This is a genomic window from Pseudomonas sp. 57B-090624 (assembly GCF_003234055.1).
In the GTDB taxonomy this organism is placed as follows: Bacteria; Pseudomonadota; Gammaproteobacteria; order Pseudomonadales; family Pseudomonadaceae; genus Metapseudomonas; species Metapseudomonas tohonis.
The window spans coordinates 1-19,743 of sequence record NZ_QKRU01000043.1 but is presented as its reverse complement, the minus strand read 5'-3'; the positions used below and the strand labels follow the sequence as shown (position 1 = coordinate 19,743).

15 protein-coding genes and 1 pseudogene are annotated in these 19,743 nt (G+C 68.4%); 12 read left to right on the top strand and 4 right to left on the bottom strand.

The genetic code is table 11. From position 1 onward, the window contains the following. The first annotated feature begins 203 nt into the window (after window positions 1–203). The 3 genes from DMX10_RS19910 to DMX10_RS19900 are packed head-to-tail and all read left to right on the top strand — an operon-like array spanning window position 204 to window position 5,131. Complete coding sequence (locus tag DMX10_RS19910; protein ID WP_111262681.1) at window positions 204–1,274, top strand: HlyD family secretion protein; 1,071 nt, start codon at window positions 204–206, stop codon at window positions 1,272–1,274. Next, complete coding sequence (rbbA, locus tag DMX10_RS19905) at window positions 1,274–4,003, top strand: ribosome-associated ATPase/putative transporter RbbA (protein WP_111262680.1); 2,730 nt, start codon at window positions 1,274–1,276, stop codon at window positions 4,001–4,003. The genes DMX10_RS19910 and rbbA overlap by 1 nt, the downstream gene beginning before the upstream one ends. A gap of 3 nt (window positions 4,004–4,006) precedes the next feature. Beyond that, window positions 4,007–5,131: an ABC transporter permease gene (locus DMX10_RS19900; RefSeq protein ID WP_111262679.1), complete on the top strand. Its 1,125-nt coding sequence runs from the start codon at window positions 4,007–4,009 to the stop codon at window positions 5,129–5,131. On the opposite strand, the gene DMX10_RS19895 is transcribed toward DMX10_RS19900, so the two are convergent. Continuing rightward, on the bottom strand, window positions 5,128–5,748 hold the full coding sequence (locus DMX10_RS19895; protein WP_111262678.1) for a LysE family translocator: 621 nt from the start codon (window positions 5,746–5,748) through the stop codon (window positions 5,128–5,130). The genes DMX10_RS19900 and DMX10_RS19895 overlap by 4 nt on opposite strands. Window positions 5,749–5,879: 131 nt before the next feature. Between DMX10_RS19895 and DMX10_RS19890 the strand changes: the two genes are divergently transcribed. Next, a complete protein-coding gene (locus DMX10_RS19890; protein WP_111262677.1) occupies window positions 5,880–6,335 on the top strand; it encodes an Lrp/AsnC family transcriptional regulator in 456 nt (151 codons plus the stop codon). Window positions 6,336–6,465: 130 nt separating this feature from the next. Here the strand turns inward: DMX10_RS19890 and DMX10_RS32985 are convergent, their stop codons facing one another. Beyond that, the gene (locus DMX10_RS32985) at window positions 6,466–7,029 is read right to left on the bottom strand and encodes a hypothetical protein (RefSeq protein ID WP_178082985.1); all 564 of its coding nucleotides are present in this window, start codon (window positions 7,027–7,029) and stop codon (window positions 6,466–6,468) included. 380 nt (window positions 7,030–7,409) lie between these two features. On the opposite strand from DMX10_RS32985, the gene DMX10_RS19880 reads away from it, so the two are divergent. Both DMX10_RS19880 and DMX10_RS19875 read left to right on the top strand, forming a co-directional pair. After that, a complete protein-coding gene (locus DMX10_RS19880) occupies window positions 7,410–8,063 on the top strand; it encodes a YceH family protein (RefSeq protein ID WP_111262676.1) in 654 nt (217 codons plus the stop codon). 99 nt (window positions 8,064–8,162) lie between these two features. After that, window positions 8,163–9,293: a M14-type cytosolic carboxypeptidase gene (locus tag DMX10_RS19875; protein WP_111262675.1), complete on the top strand. Its 1,131-nt coding sequence runs from the start codon at window positions 8,163–8,165 to the stop codon at window positions 9,291–9,293. A 142-nt stretch (window positions 9,294–9,435) separates the two neighbouring features. Here DMX10_RS19875 and DMX10_RS19870 read toward each other — a convergent pair whose 3' ends face one another. Further along, window positions 9,436–9,999 carry a TetR/AcrR family transcriptional regulator gene (locus DMX10_RS19870; protein WP_111262674.1) on the bottom strand — a complete coding sequence of 188 codons (564 nt, stop codon included), beginning with the start codon at window positions 9,997–9,999 and terminating at the stop codon, window positions 9,436–9,438. A gap of 169 nt (window positions 10,000–10,168) precedes the next feature. Between DMX10_RS19870 and DMX10_RS19865 the strand changes: the two genes are divergently transcribed. The 6 genes from DMX10_RS19865 (at window position 10,169) to DMX10_RS19840 (ending at window position 19,462) form a co-directional block, all read left to right on the top strand. Beyond that, window positions 10,169–11,317 (top strand): MexC family multidrug efflux RND transporter periplasmic adaptor subunit, encoded by a 1,149-nt coding sequence (locus DMX10_RS19865; protein WP_111262673.1) that lies wholly within the window; start codon window positions 10,169–10,171, stop codon window positions 11,315–11,317. Between the two features lie 27 nt (window positions 11,318–11,344). Next, the gene (locus tag DMX10_RS19860; RefSeq protein ID WP_111262672.1) at window positions 11,345–14,476 is read left to right on the top strand and encodes an efflux RND transporter permease subunit; all 3,132 of its coding nucleotides are present in this window, start codon (window positions 11,345–11,347) and stop codon (window positions 14,474–14,476) included. A gap of 5 nt (window positions 14,477–14,481) precedes the next feature. Then, the gene (locus DMX10_RS19855; protein WP_111262671.1) at window positions 14,482–15,906 is read left to right on the top strand and encodes an efflux transporter outer membrane subunit; all 1,425 of its coding nucleotides are present in this window, start codon (window positions 14,482–14,484) and stop codon (window positions 15,904–15,906) included. Next, entirely contained in the window at window positions 15,903–17,426 is a 1,524-nt protein-coding gene (locus DMX10_RS19850) for an MFS transporter (RefSeq protein WP_111262670.1), read from the top strand. The genes DMX10_RS19855 and DMX10_RS19850 overlap by 4 nt, the downstream gene beginning before the upstream one ends. 102 nt (window positions 17,427–17,528) lie before the next feature. Beyond that, window positions 17,529–18,305, top strand: coding sequence for an APH(3') family aminoglycoside O-phosphotransferase (locus tag DMX10_RS19845; protein ID WP_111262669.1), 777 nt, complete (start codon window positions 17,529–17,531; stop codon window positions 18,303–18,305). Between the two features lie 116 nt (window positions 18,306–18,421). After that, complete coding sequence (locus tag DMX10_RS19840) at window positions 18,422–19,462, top strand: hypothetical protein (RefSeq protein ID WP_111262668.1); 1,041 nt, start codon at window positions 18,422–18,424, stop codon at window positions 19,460–19,462. A gap of 175 nt (window positions 19,463–19,637) precedes the next feature. On the opposite strand, the pseudogene DMX10_RS19835 reads toward DMX10_RS19840, so the two are convergent. Continuing rightward, a pseudogene (locus DMX10_RS19835) lies at window positions 19,638–19,743 on the bottom strand (IS110 family transposase); the annotation flags it as partial.

Sequence of the window (19,743 nt, the reverse complement as noted above, 5' to 3'; positions counted from 1 at the left end):
GCATGGGCGCCGGGTTGATCGTGGTTGGCCGTGTTCGAGGCGCGCAATCATACATCAAGTCGTTGGTGCCTGCCGTGGCTTCGTCTGGATGGAAGTCGAGCCGGAAGGGGCGGAAAAAGGCCGACCTGACATGAGTCAATGTGACTCATTGCCGTTTGGCAGATGATTTCCCCCATCGAAATCCAGCCATTCGGGATACCAAGATGAAGCAGCCAAGCAAGCAGAAACTGACCTGGGCGGCGGCACTGCTGGCCGCCGTGGCGGTGGCCGCCGGCGCCTGGTGGGTGTTGCGGCCGGTCGGCCTGGGCGAGGGGTTCGCCAGCGGCAACGGGCGGATCGAAGCCACCGAGGTGGACGTGGCGACCAAGCTCGCCGGCCGCGTGTCCGAGATAATGGTCGACGAGGGCGACTTCCTCACCCCCGGCCAGCCGGTGGCGCAGATGGACACCCAGGTGCTGCAGGCGCAGCTGGCCCAGGCCCAGGCGCAGGTGCGCCAGGCCCAGAACGCGCGGCTCACCGCCCAGGCGCTGGTGGCCCAGCGTGAGAGCGAGCAGGCCACGGCCAAGGCGGTGGTCAGCCAGCGCGAGGCGGAACTGGTGGCCACCCAGAAGCGCTTCGCCCGTACCGAGACCCTGGTCAAGCGCAACGCCATGCCCCAGCAGCAACTGGACGATGATCGCGCGGTGATGCAGAGCGCCCAGGCGGCACTGGCCGCCTCGCGCTCCCAGGTGATCTCCGCCCAGGCCGGCATCGAGGCGGCCAAGTCCCAGGTGATCGAGGCGCAGTCGGCCATCGAGGCGGCCAATGCCAGCGTCGCCCGGCTGCAGGCGGACATCGACGACAGCCTGCTCAAGGCCCCCCGCGCCGGCCGCGTGCAATACCGCGTGGCGCAGCCGGGCGAAGTGCTGCCGGCTGGCGGCAAGCTGCTCAACCTGGTGGACCTGGGCGACGTCTACATGACCTTCTTCCTGCCCGCCGGCCAGGCCGGGCGCGTGCACCTGGGCGACGAGGTGCGGCTGATCATCGACGCGGTGCCGCAGTACGTGATCCCCGCCAAGGTCTCCTACGTGGCCAGCGTCGCCCAGTTCACGCCGAAGACGGTGGAGACCGCCAGCGAGCGCGAGAAGCTGATGTTCCGCGTCAAGGCGCGCATCGACCCGGCGCTGCTCAAGCAGCACATGACCGCGGTGAAGACCGGCGTGCCCGGCATGGCCTACCTGCGCCTGGATGCCGAACGGCAATGGCCGCAGCACCTGCAGGTGAAGGTGCCCTGATGAACGCCTCCGACGGCAGCGTCGCCCACCTGGCCGGGGTCAGCCTGGCCTACGGCCAAACCTTCGCCCTGCACGAGGTCGACCTGGCGATCCCGGCCAACCGCATGGTCGGCCTGATCGGCCCGGACGGCGTCGGCAAGTCCAGCCTGCTGGCGTTGCTGGCCGGCGCGCGGAAGATGCAGCAGGGCGAGATCGAGGTGCTGGGCGGCGACATGCGCTCGGCCCGCCACCGCCGCGCCATCTGCCAGCGCGTCGCCTACATGCCCCAGGGGCTGGGCAAGAACCTCTACCCGACGCTGACGGTGTTCGAGAACCTCGACTTCTTCGGCCGCCTGTTCGGCCACGACCGCGCCGAGCGCGAGCGGCGCATCGACGACCTGCTGCGCAGCACCGGCCTCGACCCGTTCCGCGAGCGCCCGGCGGGCAAGCTTTCCGGCGGCATGAAGCAGAAGCTCGGCCTGTGCTGCGCGCTGATCCACGACCCGGACCTGCTGATCCTCGACGAGCCCACCACCGGCGTCGACCCGCTGTCGCGCAACCAGTTCTGGGAGCTGATCGCCCGTATCCGCCAGGGCCGCGACGGCATGAGCGTGCTGGTGGCCACCGCCTACATGGAAGAAGCCGAGCGCTTCGACAGCCTGGTGGCGATGGACGCCGGGCGCGTGCTGGCCACCGGCAGCCCCGCCGAAATCCGCACCCAGACCGGCACCGACAGCCTGGAGGCGGCCTTCATCGCCCTGCTGCCGGAAGAGAAGCGCCGCGACCACCGGCGCCTGGTGATCCCGCCGCTGCCCGAGGGCGAGCGTGCCGTGGCCATCGAGGCGGACGGGCTGACCTGCCGCTTCGGCGAGTTCGTCGCCGTCGACCGCGTCAGCTTCCGCATCGAGCGCGGCGAGATCTTCGGTTTCCTCGGCTCCAATGGCTGCGGCAAATCCACCACCATGAAGATGCTCACCGGCCTGCTGCCCGCCAGCGAAGGCAGTTGCGCGCTGTTCGGCCAGCCGGTGGATGCCGGCGACATGGCCACCCGGCGGCGGGTGGGCTACATGTCCCAGGCGTTCTCCCTGTACCGCGAGCTGACGGTGCGGCAGAACCTGGTGCTGCATGCGCGGCTGTTCCACCTGCCGGCCGAGCGCATCGAGGCGCGGGTGGCGGCGATGATGCAGCGCTTCGACCTGGCGGGCGTGGCCGACGAGCTGCCCGAAGCGCTGCCGCTGGGCATCCGCCAGCGCCTGTCCCTGGCGGTCGCGGTGATCCACGAGCCGGAGATCCTCATCCTCGACGAGCCCACGTCCGGGGTCGACCCGGTGGCCCGCGACGGCTTCTGGGAGCTGATGATCGACCTGTCGCGCAACGATGGCGTGACCATCTTCATCTCCACCCACTTCATGAACGAGGCCGAGCGTTGCGACCGTATCTCGCTGATGCACGCCGGCCGCGTGCTGGCCAGCGACACCCCGGCGAACCTCGTGGCCGCTCGTGGCCTGCCGAGCCTGGAGGCGACCTTCATCGCCTACCTGGAGGAGGCCGCCGGCATCGCCGGCAAGGCCCCTGCCGAGGCGGCCCCGGCGACCCGGTCGACCGAAACCGCCCGTGCCGGGCGCGGCTTCAGCCCGCAGCGGCTGTTCAGCTATGCACGGCGCGAGGCCATGGAGCTGCGTCGCGACCCGATCCGCCTGACCCTGGCCCTGCTCGGCACCGTGCTGCTGATGTTCATCATCGGCTACGGCATCAGCATGGACGTCGAGGACCTCTCCTATGCGGTGCTCGACCGCGACCAGACCACCACCAGCCAGGCCTACGCACTGAACCTCTCCGGCTCGCGCTACTTCATCGAGCGCGCGCCGATCCAGGACTACGCGGAACTGGACCGGCGCATGCGCAGCGGCGAGCTGAGCCTGGCCGTGGAAATCCCGCCCGGCTACGGCCGTGATCTGAAGCGTGGCGCCAGCCCCGCCATCGGCGTGTGGATCGACGGCTCCATGCCGACCCGCGCCAACACCGTCGCCGGCTACGTGCAGGGCATGCACCTGGGCTACCTCGCCGAACTCGGCCGGCAGTCGCCCGAAGGGGGCGGCCGGAGTGCCGCCAGCGTCGAGGTGCGCTACCGCTACAACCCGGACGTGGAAAGCCTCAAGGCCATGGTGCCGGCGGTGATCCCGCTGCTGCTGATCATGATTCCGGCGATGCTCACCGCCCTCGGCGTGGTGCGCGAGAAGGAGCTGGGCTCGATCACCAACCTCTACGTCACGCCGGTCACGCGGCTGGAGTTCCTGCTGGGCAAGCAGCTGCCCTATGTGGCGATGGGCATGGTCAGCTTCCTGCTGATGGTGGCGTTGGCGGTGTTCGTGTTCGGCGTGCCGCTCAAGGGCAGCTTCGTCACCCTGGTGCTCGCCGCGCTGTGCTACGTCACGGCCGCCACCGGGCTCGGCCTGTTCCTCTCCACCTTCATGCGCAGCCAGATCGCCGCGGTGTTCGGCGTCGCCATCGCCACCATGGTGCCGGCCATCCAGTTCTCCGGGCTGGTGCACCCGGTGTCGTCCCTGGAAGGCGCGGCGGCGCTCATCGGCCAGGCCTATCCCGCCACCCATTTCCTCATCATCAGCCGGGGCGTGTTCTCCAAGGCACTGGGCTTCGCCGACCTGGCCTACTACTTCGTGCCGCTGCTGCTGACCATCCCGTTGCTCACCCTGTTCAGCGTGCTCGCGCTGAAGAAGCAGGAGGCCTGACCCATGCGCAGCCTGGCCAATATCTTCAACCTGGGGCTCAAGGAGTTCCGCAGCCTGCAGCGCGACTACGCGATGCTGCTGCTGATCCTCTGGGCCTTCAGCCTGGGCGTGTACAGCTCCGCCACCGGCATTCCGGAAACCCTGCACCATGCGCCCATCGCGGTGGTCGACGAGGACCGCTCGCAGCTCTCCACGCGCCTGGTCAACGCCTTCCAGCCGCCGTACTTCCGCGCGCCCGAACTGATCGACCAGGGGCGCATGGACCGGGGCATGGACACCGGCCTCTACACCTTCACCCTGGACATCCCGCCCGACTTCCAGCGCGACGTGCTCGCCGGCCGCAACCCGGCGGTGCAGCTCAACGTCGACGCCACGCAGATCGGCCAGGCCTTCAGCGGCGCGGGCTACATCCAGAACATCGTTGCCACCGAGGTCAACGAATTCGTCGCCCGCTATCGGGGGACGAACGCGATGCCGGCGGAGCTGACGGTACGCACGCTGTTCAACCCCAACCTGACCCAGGCCTGGTTCGGCGGCGTGATGGAGGTGATCAACCAGATCACCATGCTGTCGATCATCCTCACCGGCGCGGCGCTGATCCGCGAGCGCGAGCACGGCACCGTCGAGCACCTGCTGGTGATGCCGCTGTCGGCGTTCGAGATCATGCTGGCCAAGGTCTGGTCCATGGGCGCGGTGGTACTGGTGGCGGCCGCGCTGTCGCTGGTGTTCGTGGTGCGCGGCTGGCTGGCGGTGCCCATCGAGGGCTCGCTGGGGCTGTTCCTGGTGGCGGCGGCGCTGCACCTGTTCGCCACCACGTCGATGGGCATCTTCCTCGGCACCGTGGCGCGTTCCATGCCCCAGCTGGGGCTGCTGACCATCCTGGTGCTGATGCCGTTGCAGATCCTTTCCGGCGGCACCACCCCGCGCGAGAGCATGCCCGAGCTGGTGCAGCAGATCATGCTGGCAGCGCCCACCACCCATTTCGTCGCCCTGGCCCAGGGCATCCTCTACCGCGGTGCGGGGCTGGACATCGTCTGGCCGCAATTCCTCGCCATCATCGGCATCGGCAGCGCCTTCTTCTTCGCCGCCCTGACCCGGTTCCGCCGCACCATCACCCAGATGGCCTAGACGGCCAGAACCCGCGCCAGCTGCCAGGCGGCGAAACCGAGCAGGAACAGCCCGGCCGCCTGGTCGATGCGCCGCAGCAGGCCGGCGTTCAAGCGGTGGCGTACGGCAGCCACGCCCAGCGCCAGGGCCAGCCACCACAGCGCCGAGCCGCAGAACACCCCGGCGACCATCAGCAGCGCGCTCGCCGTACCGGGCGTCGCGCCGGCACCGAGGCCGGCGAAGACCGCGATGAAGGCCAGGATCGTCATGGGGTTGGTGAGCGTCAGCGCGAAGACCGATGCCAGCGCCTTCCAGCCGTTGCCGGGCTCGACCAGGGCGGCGGCGCGGCGGGCCGGCGTGGCGCGCAGCAGGCGCAGGCCCATCCAGGCGAGGAAGCCCGAGCCGACCAGCGCCAGGGGCGTGGCCAGTGCCACGAAGGCCTGGATCAGCGCCTGCACCCCGAAGGCCCCCAGGGCACCGAAACAGGCGTCGGCGAGCGCGGCGCCCAGGCCGCTGAGAAAGCCGATGCGGGCGCCGTGGTCCAGGCTGCGCTGGATGCAGAGCAGGCCCACGGAGCCCACGGGGGCAGCGATGGACAAGCCGATCAGGGCGGATTTGAAGAACAGCGCGAGGTCCATCCGGGCCACCGGTGAGGTCATTGGGATGGCCTTATTCTGCGGCGCTGATGCCGATCTTTGAATGCAATAACTATGGTAATTACCTGGCTTTGCCTGAATTGTTTATGTGAATTTCGATAGAGGCCTTAAAAGTGGAAATCGATGCCAAATCCTGGAAAATCCTCCAGGCCATTCAGGACGAAGGGCGTATTTCGCTCACCGAACTGGCCAACCGGGTGGCGCTTTCGCTGCCGGCGACATCGGAGCGCCTCAAGCGCCTCGAAGAGTCCGGGGTGATCGAGGGCTATCGCGCCTGCGTATCCGCCGAACATGTCGGCTACGAGGTGATGGCGTTGATCGGCATGACCACGCCCCAGCCGGACAAGGCACGCCTGGTCGCGCTGCTTCAGCAGATGCCGGAAGTGCTGGAATGCCTGCATGTGACGGGGCAGGACTCGTTCATCCTGCGGGTGGTGACGCGCAACATCCGCCACCTGGAACGCTTCGTCGGCAGCATCAACCACTTCGGCGAGACGCGAACGTCCATCGTGATGTCGGCGCCGATTCCGCTGCGCCCTTTGCAGCCACCGGCTACGGCGTCGGAGTGACGGCGGGAAAAGCGGAAGGGTAGAAGCACTGAAGGCGCCTCGAGGGCGCCTTCAGCATTTACGGGCTGGGTACATCGCTCAGACCTCGCACGGGATTCCTGGGTCGGATTGCAACCTGTGCAGCGGCCTGTCAGGAGAAGCGGAAGCCCGGAGTGCGGTCGGAACCATCTTCGGCGACACGGAAGCCCGGAGTGCGGTCGGAACCGTCTTCGGCGACACGGAAGCCCGGAGTGCGGTCGGAACCGTCTTCGGCGACACGGAAGCCGGGAGTGCGGTCGGAGCCGTCTTCGGCGACGCGGAAGCCCGGGGTGCGGTCGGAGCCGTCTTCGGCGACACGGAAGCCGGGAGTGCGGTCGGAGCCGTCTTCGGCAACGCGGAAGCCGGGAGTGCGGTCGGAACCGTCTTCGGCGACACGGAAGCCGGGGGTGCGGTCGGAACCGTCTTCGGCGACACGGAAGCCCGGAGTGCGGTCGGAGCCGTCTTCGGCGACGCGGAAGCCCGGGGTGCGGTCGGAACCGTCTTCGGCAACGCGGAAGCCGGGAGTGCGGTCGGAACCGTCTTCAGCCAGGCGATTGATGGTGCGCTCGGCGCCGCTGGCGACGGTCTGCTGGGTCTGCGCGGCGCCTTGGGGCAGGGCGAACGCGGTAGCGGACAGGGAAGCGATGAACAGGCTGGCAAGGATTTGCTTTTTCATTTTGGGTGCCTCGTGGTTTCAAGTGGGGTTTAAAGTGAACACGGGGCCAATGTTACGGATGAAAAATCGATAAAGAAGTGGATATCGGTAATGGTCTACATCGATCCCGTCGATAGTTGAGTTGGAATGCTTATAAATCAGATACTTACGCAATAAAATGGGGTGTTGTTAGGCACTTGAAACCTTCCGTAAAAGACTTTTTCGCCAAATGATAACAATCTATTTATTCGATTGATTGGGTTGATCAAGGCATCTTCCGGGTACCGTGGCCGGCTCGGCTGTTCAGGGAAGCGAACACTGCGTGCCCAGGGACGCGATGCGGTGCAAAGGAGCGGGGAGTCACGCTAGGCTATGGCCCTTTCCCACCATCGGATGGCGACATGTCCAGCGAGATCGAAACCCCCTTCAGCAACGAGCCCCTTTCTGCCGTCGAGGTCCGCCTGCTCGGCAGCCTGATCGAAAAGCAGGCCACCACGCCGGAGTCCTACCCGCTGACCCTCAACGCGCTGGTACTGGCCAGCAACCAGAAGACCAGCCGCGAGCCGGTGATGAACCTGACTCCCGGCCAGGTGGGGCAGGGCATGCGGGTGCTCGAGGGACGCGGGCTCGCGCGCCTGGTGATGGGCAGCCGGGCCGACCGCTGGGAGCAGCGTGCGGAGAAGACCCTGGAGCTGGTGCATGGGCAGCTGATCCTGCTCGGCCTGTTGCTGCTGCGCGGCCCGCAGACCCTCAACGAGTTGCTGACCCGCAGCGGCCGCATGCATGAGTTCGACGACGTCGAGCAGGTGCAGCACAACCTCGAACGCCTCGCCGCGCGTGGCCTCGTCACCCTGATCCCGCGCCAGTCGGGCCAGCGCGAGGATCGCTACATGCACCTGCTGGGCGAGAAGGCCGACCTCGACGAGCTGCTGGCCGCGCGGCAGAGCGCCCCGGAGCGCAGCGAGAGCCGTGCCGCCAGCGACTCGCGCATCGAGCAGCTGGAGGCCCGCGTCGCCGAACTCGAAGAGCGCCTGGCGCGCCTCGAAGCCCGCTGATTACCCTTCTGCGCAACTCTTTGTCGCCTGGCGCGTTTCGCCGTGCCGGGCGACCTGCCATCCTTTCGCGCAACCCTGATACCCACGCCTGAGGTAGCCATGAAAATCAGCTCGGACTTCGATAGCGGCAATATCGAGGTGAAGGACGCCAGCAATCCGCAGCACCTGTTGCTGGCGATGCGCCCGGACCTCAAGAGCCATCACTTCCAGTGGTTCCACTTCAAGGTCGAGGGCATGACCCCCGGCCAACGCCACGACTTCAGCCTGGTGAACGCCGGCCAGTCGGCCTACGCCCACGCCTGGACCGGCTACAACGCCGCTGCCTCCTATGACCACGTCAACTGGTTCCGCGTGCCCAGCCACTTCGACGAGAAAGGCCTGCACTTCGGCCTGCAGCCACGCGAGGGGCAGATCTGGTTCGCCTACTTCGAGCCCTACAGCCGCGAACGCCACGACCGCCTGATCGCCGACGCCCTGGCCAACGCCGGCGCCGAGCTGTTCGCCACCGGCAAGAGCATCGAGGGCCGCGACATCCAGCTGCTGCGGGTCAGCCGCAACCCGGCGGCCCAGCGCAAGATCTGGATCATCGCCCAGCAGCACCCCGGCGAGCACATGGCCGAGTGGTACATGGAAGGCGTGATCGAGCGCCTGAAGAACAAGGACGACGCCGAGCTGAACGAGTTGCTGGCCAAGGCCGACCTCTACCTGGTGCCGAACATGAACCCTGATGGCGCCTTCCGTGGCCACCTGCGCACCAACGCCGCCGGCAAGGACCTCAACCGCGCCTGGCAATCGGCCAGCGAGGCCGAGAGCCCCGAGGTGTTCTTCGTCCAGCAGCAGATGCGCAAGGTCGGCGTGGACCTGTTCCTCGACATCCACGGCGACGAGGAGATCCCCCACGTGTTCACCGCCGGCTGCGAAGGCAACCCCGGCTACAGCAAGCGCCTGGAACGCCTGGAAGACGAGTTCCGCAACCGCCTGGTGGATATCGGCGCCGATTTCCAGACCCGCTACGGCTACCCGAAGGACGAACCCGGCAAGGCCAACACCACCCTGGCCTGCAACGCCGTCGGCATGGAGTTCGACTGCCTGTCGTTCACCATCGAGATGCCGTTCAAGGACCACGACGACAACCCCAACCCGGAAACGGGCTGGGACGGCAAGCGCTCCATGAAGCTCGGCCAGGACGTGCTCAGCGTTGCCGCCGCGATGGTCGACGGCCTGCGCTGACCGCCGCTGCGCCCCTGAAAGAGCGCCGCCTCCCCGTTGCTGGGGAGGCGGCGTTTTTCGTTGTGCGGCCCTCCGATCGCGAGTGCTGCTGGGGCGGTTCGCTCTTCGGTGGAGCTGGGGCAGCCTGCGACCACTCTCGCCGTCAGGCGCGGGTCGGCGCCGCCGCACCGTGGAGGAAGATCTGCTCGAGGATCACCGCCGAGCCGGACCTGGCCATGCGGCCACGGCGTTCGGCGTCGACGATGCCGAAGATCAGCGAGAGGAACAGCTCCGAGAGCACTGCCGCGCTGATATCGATGCGGAACACCCCCTCCTGCTGGCCGCGCAGGAAGAACCTGTCCAGGGCGACGCAATAGCTCTGCCAGCGATCGTCCTCGGCCTTCGGGTCGAGGGTGTCGGGGTTGTACTGGAACATCAGGAACACCAGCAGTTCGCGGTGCATCAGGTGTTCGCCGATCAGCCTGCGCAGCGCGTCCAGCGGCTCGGCGTGCTGCAGGTCGCCGGCGGAGAGTATCTGGCCGATCACCGTTTCGCCGTGGGTGATGAGCATCTCCACCAGGTTGTCCCGGGTGCCGCAGAAGCGGTGCAGCGTGGCCTTGCTCACGCCGGCCGCTTCCGCCAGCTCCTTCAGCGTGGCGCGCGGCCGCTCGACGAAGGCGACGGCCAGCGCCTTGATGAGTCGTTCGTCTTGTGCTGTCAGCGCCATGGAAGGGTCCTGCGTTGATTTTCGGATTGGGCGCATTGTGCAGAAAAACCCTCGGGCTTCAACGGTGAACGACATGATTAATAACAAAAGATTCAAATGAGACAATATTGACTCATTTAGATCTATGAAAGATCATGCGCGCCTTTCCAGTCTAGGGTCCGGGTGAAACATGGGCAGATTGCGTGCAGTAGGAACCGTCTCGGTATGGGTTGCAGCCATGGCGCTGGCCGGTTGCGGGGCATCGGGCGAGCCGGAAGCGGCTGCCGAAGTGGCCAGGCCGGTGGACGTCGTGGCGGTGGTGGCCGAGCCGCTGGTGCTGACCACCGAGCTGCCGGGGCGCATCGAGCCCGTGCGTGTGGCCGAGGTGCGTGCCCGGGTCGCGGGCATCGTGGTGCAGAAGCGTTTCGAGGAGGGGGCGGACGTCAAGGCCGGCGACCTGTTGTTCCAGATCGACCCGGCACCGCTCAAGGCGGCGGTTTCCCGTGCCGAGGGCGAGCTGGCGCGCGCCGAGGCGACCCTCTTCGAGGCCCAGGCGCGGGTCAAGCGCTACGAGCCGCTGGCCAGGATCGAGGCGGTCAGCCAGCAGGACTTCGACACCGCCACCGCCGACCTGCGCAGCGCCAGGGCGGCGGTGCGTACGGCCCAGGCGGACCTGGAGACCGCGCGCCTGAACCTCGGCTATGCCTCGGTCAAGGCGCCCATCTCCGGTCGCATCGGCCGCGCGCTGGTCACCGAAGGTGCGCTGGTGGGGCAGGGCGAGACCACGCTCATGGCGCGCATCCAGCAGTTGGACCCCATCTATGCCGACTTCACCCAGCCGGTGGCCGACGCCCTGCGCCTGCGTGAAGCGCTCAAGGGCGGCACGCTCTCCGCCGACGACAGCCAGGCGCTGCGCATCCACGTCGACGGCACCGACTACGAGCGCCAGGGCGAGCTGCTGTTCACCGACGTCTCGGTGGACCCGGGCACCGGCCAGGTGTCCCTGCGTGGCAAGTTCGCCAACCCCGACGGTGTGCTGCTGCCCGGCATGTACGTCCGGGTGAGTGCGCCCCAGGGCAGCGATGCCAACGCCATCCTGGTGCCCCAGCGCGCTGTGCAGCGGGCGGCCGACGGCAGCGCCCTGGTGCTGGTGATCGGCGCCGACGAGCGTGTCGAGGCCCGCCCCGTGCACACCGGTGCCATGCAGGGCGCGCGCTGGCAGATCAGCCAGGGGCTGGCCAGCGGCGACCGCGTGATCGTCGGCGGCCTCACCGGCCTGCAGCCGGGCGCCAAGGTCGAGGCGCGTCCCACCCAGGAGCAACAGGCAGCCCGCCAGTAAGGCCGGTATCGCCACGAGGAAACGTCCATGTCTCTGTTCTTCATCAAGCGCCCCAACTTCGCCTGGGTGGTGGCGCTGTTCATCTCCCTGGCCGGCCTGCTGGTCATCCCGATGCTGCCGGTGGCCCAGTACCCCAACGTCGCGCCGCCGCAGATCACCATCACCGCCACCTACCCGGGCGCCTCGGCGCAGGTGCTGGTGGACTCGGTCACCAGCGTGATCGAGGAAGAGCTCAACGGTGCCAAGGGCCTGCTGTATTTCGAGTCCACCAGCAACTCCAATGGCACCGGCGAGGTGGTGGTCACCTTCCAGCCCGGCGTCAACCCGGAGCTGGCCCAGGTGGACGTGCAGAACCGCCTGAAGAAGGCCGAGTCGCGCCTGCCCCAGGCCGTGCTCACCCAGGGGGTCGAGGTCGAGCAGACCAGCGCCGGCTTCCTGCTCATCTACGCCCTCAATTACAAGGAAGGTGCCCAGCGCAGCGACACCACCTTCCTCGGCGACTACGCCGCGCGCAACATCAACAACGAACTGCGCCGGGTGACCGGCGTCGGCAAGCTGCAGTTCTTCTCCTCGGAAGCGGCCATGCGCGTCTGGATCGACCCGCAGAAGCTGGTGGGCTACGGCCTGTCCATCGACGACGTGAGCGCCGCCATCCGTGGGCAGAACGTGCAGGTGCCGGCCGGTGCCTTCGGCAGCTCGCCGGGCAGCACCGAGCAGGAGCTGACCGCCACCCTCGCGGTGAAGGGCACCCTGGACGATGCGACCGAGTTCGGCCGCATCGTGCTGCGTGCCAACCCCGATGGTTCCTCGGTGAAGCTGGCCGACGTGGCCCGCCTGGAAGTGGGCAGCGAGAGCTACAACTTCTCCTCGCGCCTCAACGGCAAGCCCTCGGTGGCCGGTGCCATCCAGCTGTCCCCGGGCGCCAACGCCATCCAGACCGCCGAGGCGATCAAGCAACGCCTGGCCGAGCTGTCGGTGAGCTTCCCCGACGACGTCGAATACTCGGTGCCCTACGACACCTCGCGCTTCGTCGACGTGGCCATCGAGAAGGTGATCCACACCCTGCTGGAAGCCATGGTGCTGGTGTTCCTGGTGATGTTCCTGTTCCTGCAGAACGTGCGCTACACCCTGATCCCGGCCATCGTCGTGCCGGTGTGCCTGGCGGGCACGCTGAGCGTCATGTACCTGCTGGGCTTCTCGGTGAACATGATGACCATGTTCGGCATGGTGCTGGCCATCGGCATCCTGGTGGACGACGCCATAGTCGTGGTCGAGAACGTCGAGCGGATCATGGCCGAGGAAGGCCTGTCGCCGCGCGCGGCCACGGTCAAGGCGATGGGCCAGGTGTCCGGCGCCATCGTCGGCATCACCCTGGTGCTGTCGGCGGTGTTCCTGCCGCTGGCCTTCATGGCCGGCTCCGTGGGCGTCATCTACCAGCAGTTCTCCCTGTCGCTGGCCGTGTCGATCCTGTTCTCCGGCTTCCTCGCCCTGACCTTCACCCCGGCCCTGTGCGCCACGCTGCTCAAGCCGATCCCCCAGGGGCACCATGAGAAGCGCGGCTTCTTCGGCGCCTTCAACCGCGGCTTCACCGGCCTCACCCAGGGCTACACCCGCCTCAACGGCGGCCTGGTGAAACGTGCCGGGCGCTTCATGCTGGTGTACGCCGGCCTGGTGGCACTGCTCGGCTACTTCTACCTGCGCCTGCCGGAATCCTTCGTACCGGTGGAAGACCAGGGCTACATGATCGTCGACGTGCAGCTGCCGCCCGGCGCCACCCGTGCGCGCACCGATGTCACCGGCCAGCAGCTGGAGCAGTACCTGGGCGCCCGCGAGGCGGTGGCCAACACCTTCCTGGTCATGGGCTTCAGCTTCTCCGGCATGGGCGAGAACGCCGCGCTGGCGTTCCCCACCCTGAAGGACTGGTCCGAGCGCAGCGACGAGCAATCGGCCGGGGCCGAGGCGTTGCTGGCCAACCAGAACCTCGCCGGCGTCAGCGACGGCGCGATCATGGCCGTGACCCCGCCGCCCATCGACGGCCTGGGCAACTCCGGCGGCTTCGCCCTGCGCCTGCAGGACCGTGGCGGCCTCGGCCGCGAAGCCCTGCTGGCCGCCCGTGACCAGCTGCTGGGCCAGGCCAACGGCAACCCGAAGATCCTCTACGCGATGATGGAAGGCCTGGCCGAAGCGCCGCAGCTGCGCCTGGAGATCGACCGCGAGAAGGCCCGCGCCCTGGGCGTCGGCTTCGAGACCATCGGCAGCGCGCTGTCCACCGCGTTCGGCTCCTCGGTGATCAACGACTTCTCCAACGCCGGCCGCCAGCAACGCGTGGTGGTGCAGGCCGAGCAGGGCGCGCGGATGACGCCGGAAAGCGTGCTCAAGCTCTACGTCAGCAACGCCAGGGGCGAGCAGGTGCCGCTCTCCGCCTTCGTCACCACCCGCTGGGAAGAAGGCCCGGTGCAACTGGTGCGCTACAACGGCTACCCGTCGATCCGCATCGCCGGCGACGCCGCGCCCGGCGTCAGCACGGGCGAGGCCATGGCCGAGCTCGAACACCTGGTGGGCCAGCTGCCCGAAGGCATCGGCTACGAGTGGACGGGCCTGTCGTACCAGGAGAAGGTCGCCAGCGGCCAGGCGGTGCAGCTGTTCGCCCTGGCCATCCTGGTCGTGTTCCTGCTGCTGGTGGCGCTCTACGAGAGCTGGGCGATCCCGCTGTCGGTGATGCTCATCGTGCCCATCGGCGCCCTCGGCGCGGTGCTCGCGGTGACCTCGGTCGGCATGCCCAACGACGTGTACTTCAAGGTCGGCCTGATCACCATCATCGGCCTGGCGGCGAAGAACGCCATCCTCATCGTCGAGTTCGCCAAGGAGCTCTGGGAGCAGGGCCACAGCCTGCGCGAGGCCGCCATCGAGGCCGCTCGCCTGCGCTTCCGCCCGATCATCATGACCTCCATGGCCTTCATCCTCGGCGTGGTGCCGCTGACCCTCGCCACCGGCGCCGGTGCCGCCAGCCAGCGCGCCCTCGGCACCGGCGTCATCGGCGGCATGCTCAGCGCCACGCTCTTGGGCGTCATCTTCGTGCCCATCTGCTTCGTCTGGGTGCTGTCCCTGCTGCGCAGCCGCCCGGCGGCCAGCCAAGAAACCACCAAGGTCCTGGAGTGATCGCCATGCACAGAAACGTCTTCAGCGCATCGGCGCTCCTGATCGCACTGACCCTGGGCGGCTGCTCCATGGCCCCCACCTACGAACGCCCCGAAGCCCCGGTGGCCGCGCAATGGACCGGCCCCGCCGCCAGGCAGGGCCAGGCCGCCAGCGAGCTGGACTGGCGCACCTTCATCGTCGACGCCGACCTGCGTCGGCTGGTGGGGGAGGCGCTGGCCAACAACCGCTCGCTGCGCCAGACCCTGCTCGACATCGAGCAGGCCCGCGCGCAATACCGCATCCAGCGCGCCGACCGGGTGCCGGGGCTCGCCGCCAGTGCCTCGGGTAATCGCCAGCGGGTGCCGGGGGAGCTTTCCAGCACCGGTGCCTCCAGCGTCACCAGCAGCTACCAGGTGGGCGTGAGCCTGCCCGAGTACGAACTGGACCTGTTCGGCCGGGTCAAGAGCCTCACCGACTCGGCCCTGGAGCAGTACCTGGCCACCGAGGAAGCGGGTCGCAGCGCGCGCATCGCCCTGGTCGCCGAAGTCACCCAGGCCTACCTGACCTACGACGGCGCCCAGCGCCGCCTGGCCCTGACCCGGCAGACCCTGGAAAGCCGCGAGGACTCCCTCGACCTCACCGCCCAGCGCCGCGCCGCCGGTGCCGCCACCGCGCTGGACCACCAGGAAGCCCTCGGGCTGGTGGAGCAATCCCGCGCCGAACTGGAGGCCAACCAGCGGCAGAAGCAGCAGGCACTCAACGCGCTGGTGCTGCTGGTCGGCACCCCGGATGCCGCCCGCTCGCTGCCCGAGACGCCCCGTGACGAGCTGCTGCTGATCCAGGACATCGCCCCCGGCGCGCCCTCGGCACTGCTGGAGCGGCGCCCGGACATCCTCGCAGCCGAGCACCGGCTGAAATCGCGCAACGCCGATATCGGTGCGGCGCGGGCGGCATTCTTCCCGCGCATCAGCCTCACCGGCAGCTATGGCAGCTCCAGCGCCGAGGTGTCCGGCCTGTTCGATGGCGGCTCGCGCGCCTGGAGCTTCATGCCGACCCTGACGCTGCCGATCTTCGATGCCGGCCGCAACGCCGCCAACCTGGACCTCGCCGAAGTGCGCAAGGACGCCGCCGTGGCCGCCTACGAAGGCAGCATCCAGACCGCCTTCCGCGAAGTGGCCGACGCCCTGGCCGCCACCGACACCCTGCGCCGCGAGGAAGCGGCCCGCCGCGCCCTGGCCAACACCAGCAACGAGACCCTGAAGCTGGCCAAGGCCCGCTACGAAGGCGGCGTGGACAGCCACCTGCGCTACCTGGATGCCCAGCGCAGCGCCTTCCTCAACGACTCCACGCTGATCGAGACCAGCACCCAGCGGCAGCTCGCCCTGGTCGACCTGTTCCGCGCCCTGGGTGGCGGCTGGAGCGGTGCCGACGCCAGCCTGGAGAGCCGATGAGTTCGAGCCACCCTCCGGGCAACCGCTGGCTGATCCTGCTGGTGGTGGTCCTGGCCTACCTGCCCATCGTCATCGACATGACGGTGCTGCACATCGCCGTGCCGTCGCTGACCCTGTCCCTCGGGGCCAGCGGCGAGCAGGTGCTGTGGATCATCGACATCTACCCGCTGATCATGGCCGGCCTGCTGGTGCCCATGGGCACCCTGGCGGACCGCATCGGCAGCCGCTTCATGCTGCTCGCCGGCCTGCTGGTGTTCGTCGCCATGTCCTGTGCGGCGGCTTACGCCCCCACGGCAGCGGCCCTGATCGCCGCCCGCGCGGGGATGGCGGTGGGCGGAGCCATGGTGCTGCCCTGCACCCTGGCGATCATCCGGCGCGCCTTCGAGTCGCCCAGGGAGCGGGGCATCGCCCTGGGCCTGTGGGGCACGGTGGCCTCCGCCGGTGCGGCCCTGGGCCCGCTGGTGGGGGGCGCGTTGCTGGAGCATTACTGGTGGGGCTCGGTGTTCCTCATCAACCTGCCGTTGATGGCGATCATCTGGCCCCTGGCCCATGTGCTGGTGCCCCGTGATGCCGGCAGTGGCAGCGGTGGCTGGAAGATCGGCCAGGCACTGCTGCTGATCGCCGGCATCATCGCCAGCGTGCATGCGCTCAAATCCGGCCTCACGCCCGGCGGCCCGTCCTGGGCCAGTGCCGCCACCTTGCTGCTGGGCCTCGCGCTGCTGGCCGACTTCGTGCGCCGCCAGCTCACCAGCGCCGAGCCGATGCTCGATCTCGGCCTGTTCGCGCGGCCGGCGATCCGCTCCGGGCTGATCATGGCGCTGGTGGTCTCCGGCGCCCTGGCCGGCACCGAGCTGACCATCGCCCAGGAGCTGCAACTGGTGCTCGGCCGCACGCCACTGCAAGCCGGACTGTTCCTGCTGCCGCTGATGATCGCCGCCGGTGTCGGCGGGCCGCTGGCCGGCTACCTCGTCGCCCTGGTCGGCCTGCGCCGGGTGGCGACCACCACGCTGCTGTGCTCGGCCGTCGCGTTGGCGGGCCTGGGGTTGAGCGACCTGAACGACGGCGCCTGGGTGGCCGGCCTGCTGGTGTTGCTGGGCCTGGCCCTGAGCATCGGCCTCACCGCATCGTCCATCGCCATCATGGGCGCCGCGCCGGCCAGCAAGGCGGGGGCCGCTGGCGCGCTGGAGGCCACCGGCTACGAGATGGGCACGGGGCTGGGCATCACCGCCTTCGGCGTGCTGCTCTCCAGCGTCTATGCGGCCGCCATCCAGCTACCCGGCGGTGTGCCCGAGGCGGTGAAGGACCCGGCGATGCGCTCGCTGGCGGACACCCTGGTCACTGCCGAACGCCTCGACGCCACCCTGGCCGCCTCGCTGGCCCAGGCCGGGCGCGAAGCCTTCGCCGCCGCCCACGGTACGGTGCTGCTGTCCGCTGCCGTGCTGCTCGCCGGCCTGGCGCTGGTGGTGTTCCTGTCGCTGGGCAAGGAGGAGGGGCGCGAACCCGCCGCGGCAGGGCGTTGACCCGGCGTGGCCGCTGTTCAACGCCTGTCACAATTGCGCCGCTGCCGGGCTTCACGCCTTGCGCTATCGTTGCGCGCTTTCCATCCACGACAGGCGGGTTCCATGCCATTCGTACTGCCCCAGAGCATCGCGTGCTTCATCGACGGCGCGCCCCTGACGCGGGATTGCGTCGGTGAGTCCCCATGCGAAGTCCACGCGTTCGAGCGTGGCAACGACCGCTTCTTCCTCAAGGCGAGCGCCGCCATCTACGCGCCCACCACCTACAGCGTGATGCGCGAGGCCAGCGTCCTGCAGTGGCTCGACGGCAAGCTCCAGGTGCCCGAGGTGGTGGCCTGCGCCGCCGGCGACGGGCATGAGTTCATGATCACCCGTGCGGTGCCCGGCAGGCCGCTCGCCGAGCTGATGGAAGACGAGCCCTCCGTGTACCAGGCCTTCGCCGAAGCCCTGCGCCTGCTGCAGGCGGTGCCGGTCGACGGCTGCCCGTTCGATTCCTCGGCCGCCGTGCGCCTGCACGAGCTGGAGTACCTGGTCGACCAGGGGCTGATCGCCGATGACTGGGACCCGGACACCTGGCCCGAGCTGCCGACGCCCGAGGCGCTGATCGGCCACCTGCACGCCAGCGTGCCGACCGAGGACCGGGTCTTCTCCCATGGCGACCTGTGCGACGCCAACCTCTTTCTCGACGCCCGGGAGCGGCTGCACTTCATCGACCTGGGGCGCGGCGGCCTGGCGGATCGCTGGCTGGACATCGCCTTCGCCCACCGCAACATCGCCGAGGAGCTGTCGCCGGCAACCGCCGACCGCTTCATCGCCCGGCTGGGTATCCCGGACCAGCCGGCCAGGCGCCTGTTCTTCGAGCAGCTGGACGAGATGTTCTGAGCAGCGGCCGGCACGCTTGCCGAGCGTGCCGGCCTAGCCCATCCGCACTATTTCGCTGGCGCATCGGGGCGGTGACAATCGCCGATCCCGTCCCGGCCCCTATCAAGGATCGATGCATGCGACTGCCTCGCCCGCTTCTTGCCCTGCCTTCCGCCTTGCTGCTTGCCTTCTCCCTCGCCGGTTGCGTGCCCGAGCCCTACACCAGCGGCTACGGCATGGACGACCCGAGCAACGGGCCCTTGCTGGACAAGGTGGACGCCGCGCTCAAGGCGAACATGGCCGTGGTGCTGGTGGCCGACGTGATGCCGCACAAGACGCTGAACGACGCGCTGACCATGACCCAGTGGACGCCCACGGTGATCTGGCAGAACGAGAGCGACCCGACCATCACCTTCGGCCGCCGCTTCAAGACCAACGAGCTGCAGCGCGACCCCAAGCCCAACAACCTGTTCACGGCCTTCGAAGTGCACATCCTGCCGCCCGGCAAGTACCTGCTCACCGGGGGCGACGACTACCAGATTCGCGGCGTGCTCGACGAGGTCGGCGCCCGCAGCGGCCCGGCCGGCTCGGGCAAAGGCCCCAACGGCACCGCGTACCTGTCCACCGAGCTGTACCGCGAGTACTACCGCGAAGAGGTGTGGAAGGACGCAACCTACGGCAGCGAGCTGAAGAGCGAGAAGGTCTGCACCGCCGTGCACGTGGCCAGCGGCGCCTGCGTGGCCTGGGGCGAGCAGCAGTACAGCCAGACCACCCAGGGCGCGGGGGCCGGCTACTACCAGCAGACCGACTCCCGGGACGTCCCGTCGATCAAGGTCCAGGCACGCCTGCCGGCGGACAAGGCGCTCGCCAGCTTCACCGTCCAGGGCGGGCAGCTGGTGCTGGCTCCGCGCATGCACCTGAAGAGCCCCAGCGCCCAGTACCAGCGCTCCAAGTGCCGGGCGACCGATGCGCAGAAGGTCGAGTGCCCGCTGCAGAACCTCACCGTCTACACCTGGCCGGCGCCCATGGATTTCGCCACCTCCGTCATCTCCCCGCGCTACCTGAGCGACAGGCACCGGGAGATGCTGTCCCGGCTCGTGCCCCTGCAGCTCACCCCGCTGCGCCAGCAGGGCAAGGAAGACCCGATCTGGGGCGTGCCGCTGTCGTTGACCCAATAAGCCTGCCCACCGGGTGGCGCGATCATGGCGGTGTCCGGCATGACCCCGAAGGGTGGACCGATGAAGCGCGGTCCACCCTACGCCCGGTTCACCACCGTCATGCGCCGTAACCCCCGCAAACGCGAAGCCTCCGAACCGACAACAGGGCCTCGCCGCGTAGATACCGTCTTGATTCCTAGTGAGCAAGGGCCAGTTTTGCGTCAAATGGCTGGCCCGATTTCAAGACGCCATAGGCGATGTTCAGCAGCTTGCGCATCGCTGCGCAGACGATCTGCTTGCCA

Coding starts and splice junctions, on each gene's coding strand:
- DMX10_RS19900 (WP_111262679.1), top strand. CDS start 4,007: ATGCGCAGCCTGGCCAATATCTTCAACCTGGGGCTCAAGGAGTTCCGC.
- DMX10_RS19860 (WP_111262672.1), top strand. CDS start 11,345: ATGTCTCTGTTCTTCATCAAGCGCCCCAACTTCGCCTGGGTGGTGGCG.
- DMX10_RS19880 (WP_111262676.1), top strand. CDS start 7,410: ATGTCCAGCGAGATCGAAACCCCCTTCAGCAACGAGCCCCTTTCTGCC.
- rbbA (WP_111262680.1), top strand. CDS start 1,274: ATGAACGCCTCCGACGGCAGCGTCGCCCACCTGGCCGGGGTCAGCCTG.
- DMX10_RS19840 (WP_111262668.1), top strand. CDS start 18,422: ATGCGACTGCCTCGCCCGCTTCTTGCCCTGCCTTCCGCCTTGCTGCTT.
- DMX10_RS19855 (WP_111262671.1), top strand. CDS start 14,482: ATGCACAGAAACGTCTTCAGCGCATCGGCGCTCCTGATCGCACTGACC.
- DMX10_RS19895 (WP_111262678.1), bottom strand. CDS start 5,748: ATGGACCTCGCGCTGTTCTTCAAATCCGCCCTGATCGGCTTGTCCATC.
- DMX10_RS19870 (WP_111262674.1), bottom strand. CDS start 9,999: ATGGCGCTGACAGCACAAGACGAACGACTCATCAAGGCGCTGGCCGTC.
- DMX10_RS19865 (WP_111262673.1), top strand. CDS start 10,169: ATGGGCAGATTGCGTGCAGTAGGAACCGTCTCGGTATGGGTTGCAGCC.
- DMX10_RS19850 (WP_111262670.1), top strand. CDS start 15,903: ATGAGTTCGAGCCACCCTCCGGGCAACCGCTGGCTGATCCTGCTGGTG.
- DMX10_RS19845 (WP_111262669.1), top strand. CDS start 17,529: ATGCCATTCGTACTGCCCCAGAGCATCGCGTGCTTCATCGACGGCGCG.
- DMX10_RS19910 (WP_111262681.1), top strand. CDS start 204: ATGAAGCAGCCAAGCAAGCAGAAACTGACCTGGGCGGCGGCACTGCTG.
- DMX10_RS32985 (WP_178082985.1), bottom strand. CDS start 7,029: ATGAAAAAGCAAATCCTTGCCAGCCTGTTCATCGCTTCCCTGTCCGCT.
- DMX10_RS19875 (WP_111262675.1), top strand. CDS start 8,163: ATGAAAATCAGCTCGGACTTCGATAGCGGCAATATCGAGGTGAAGGAC.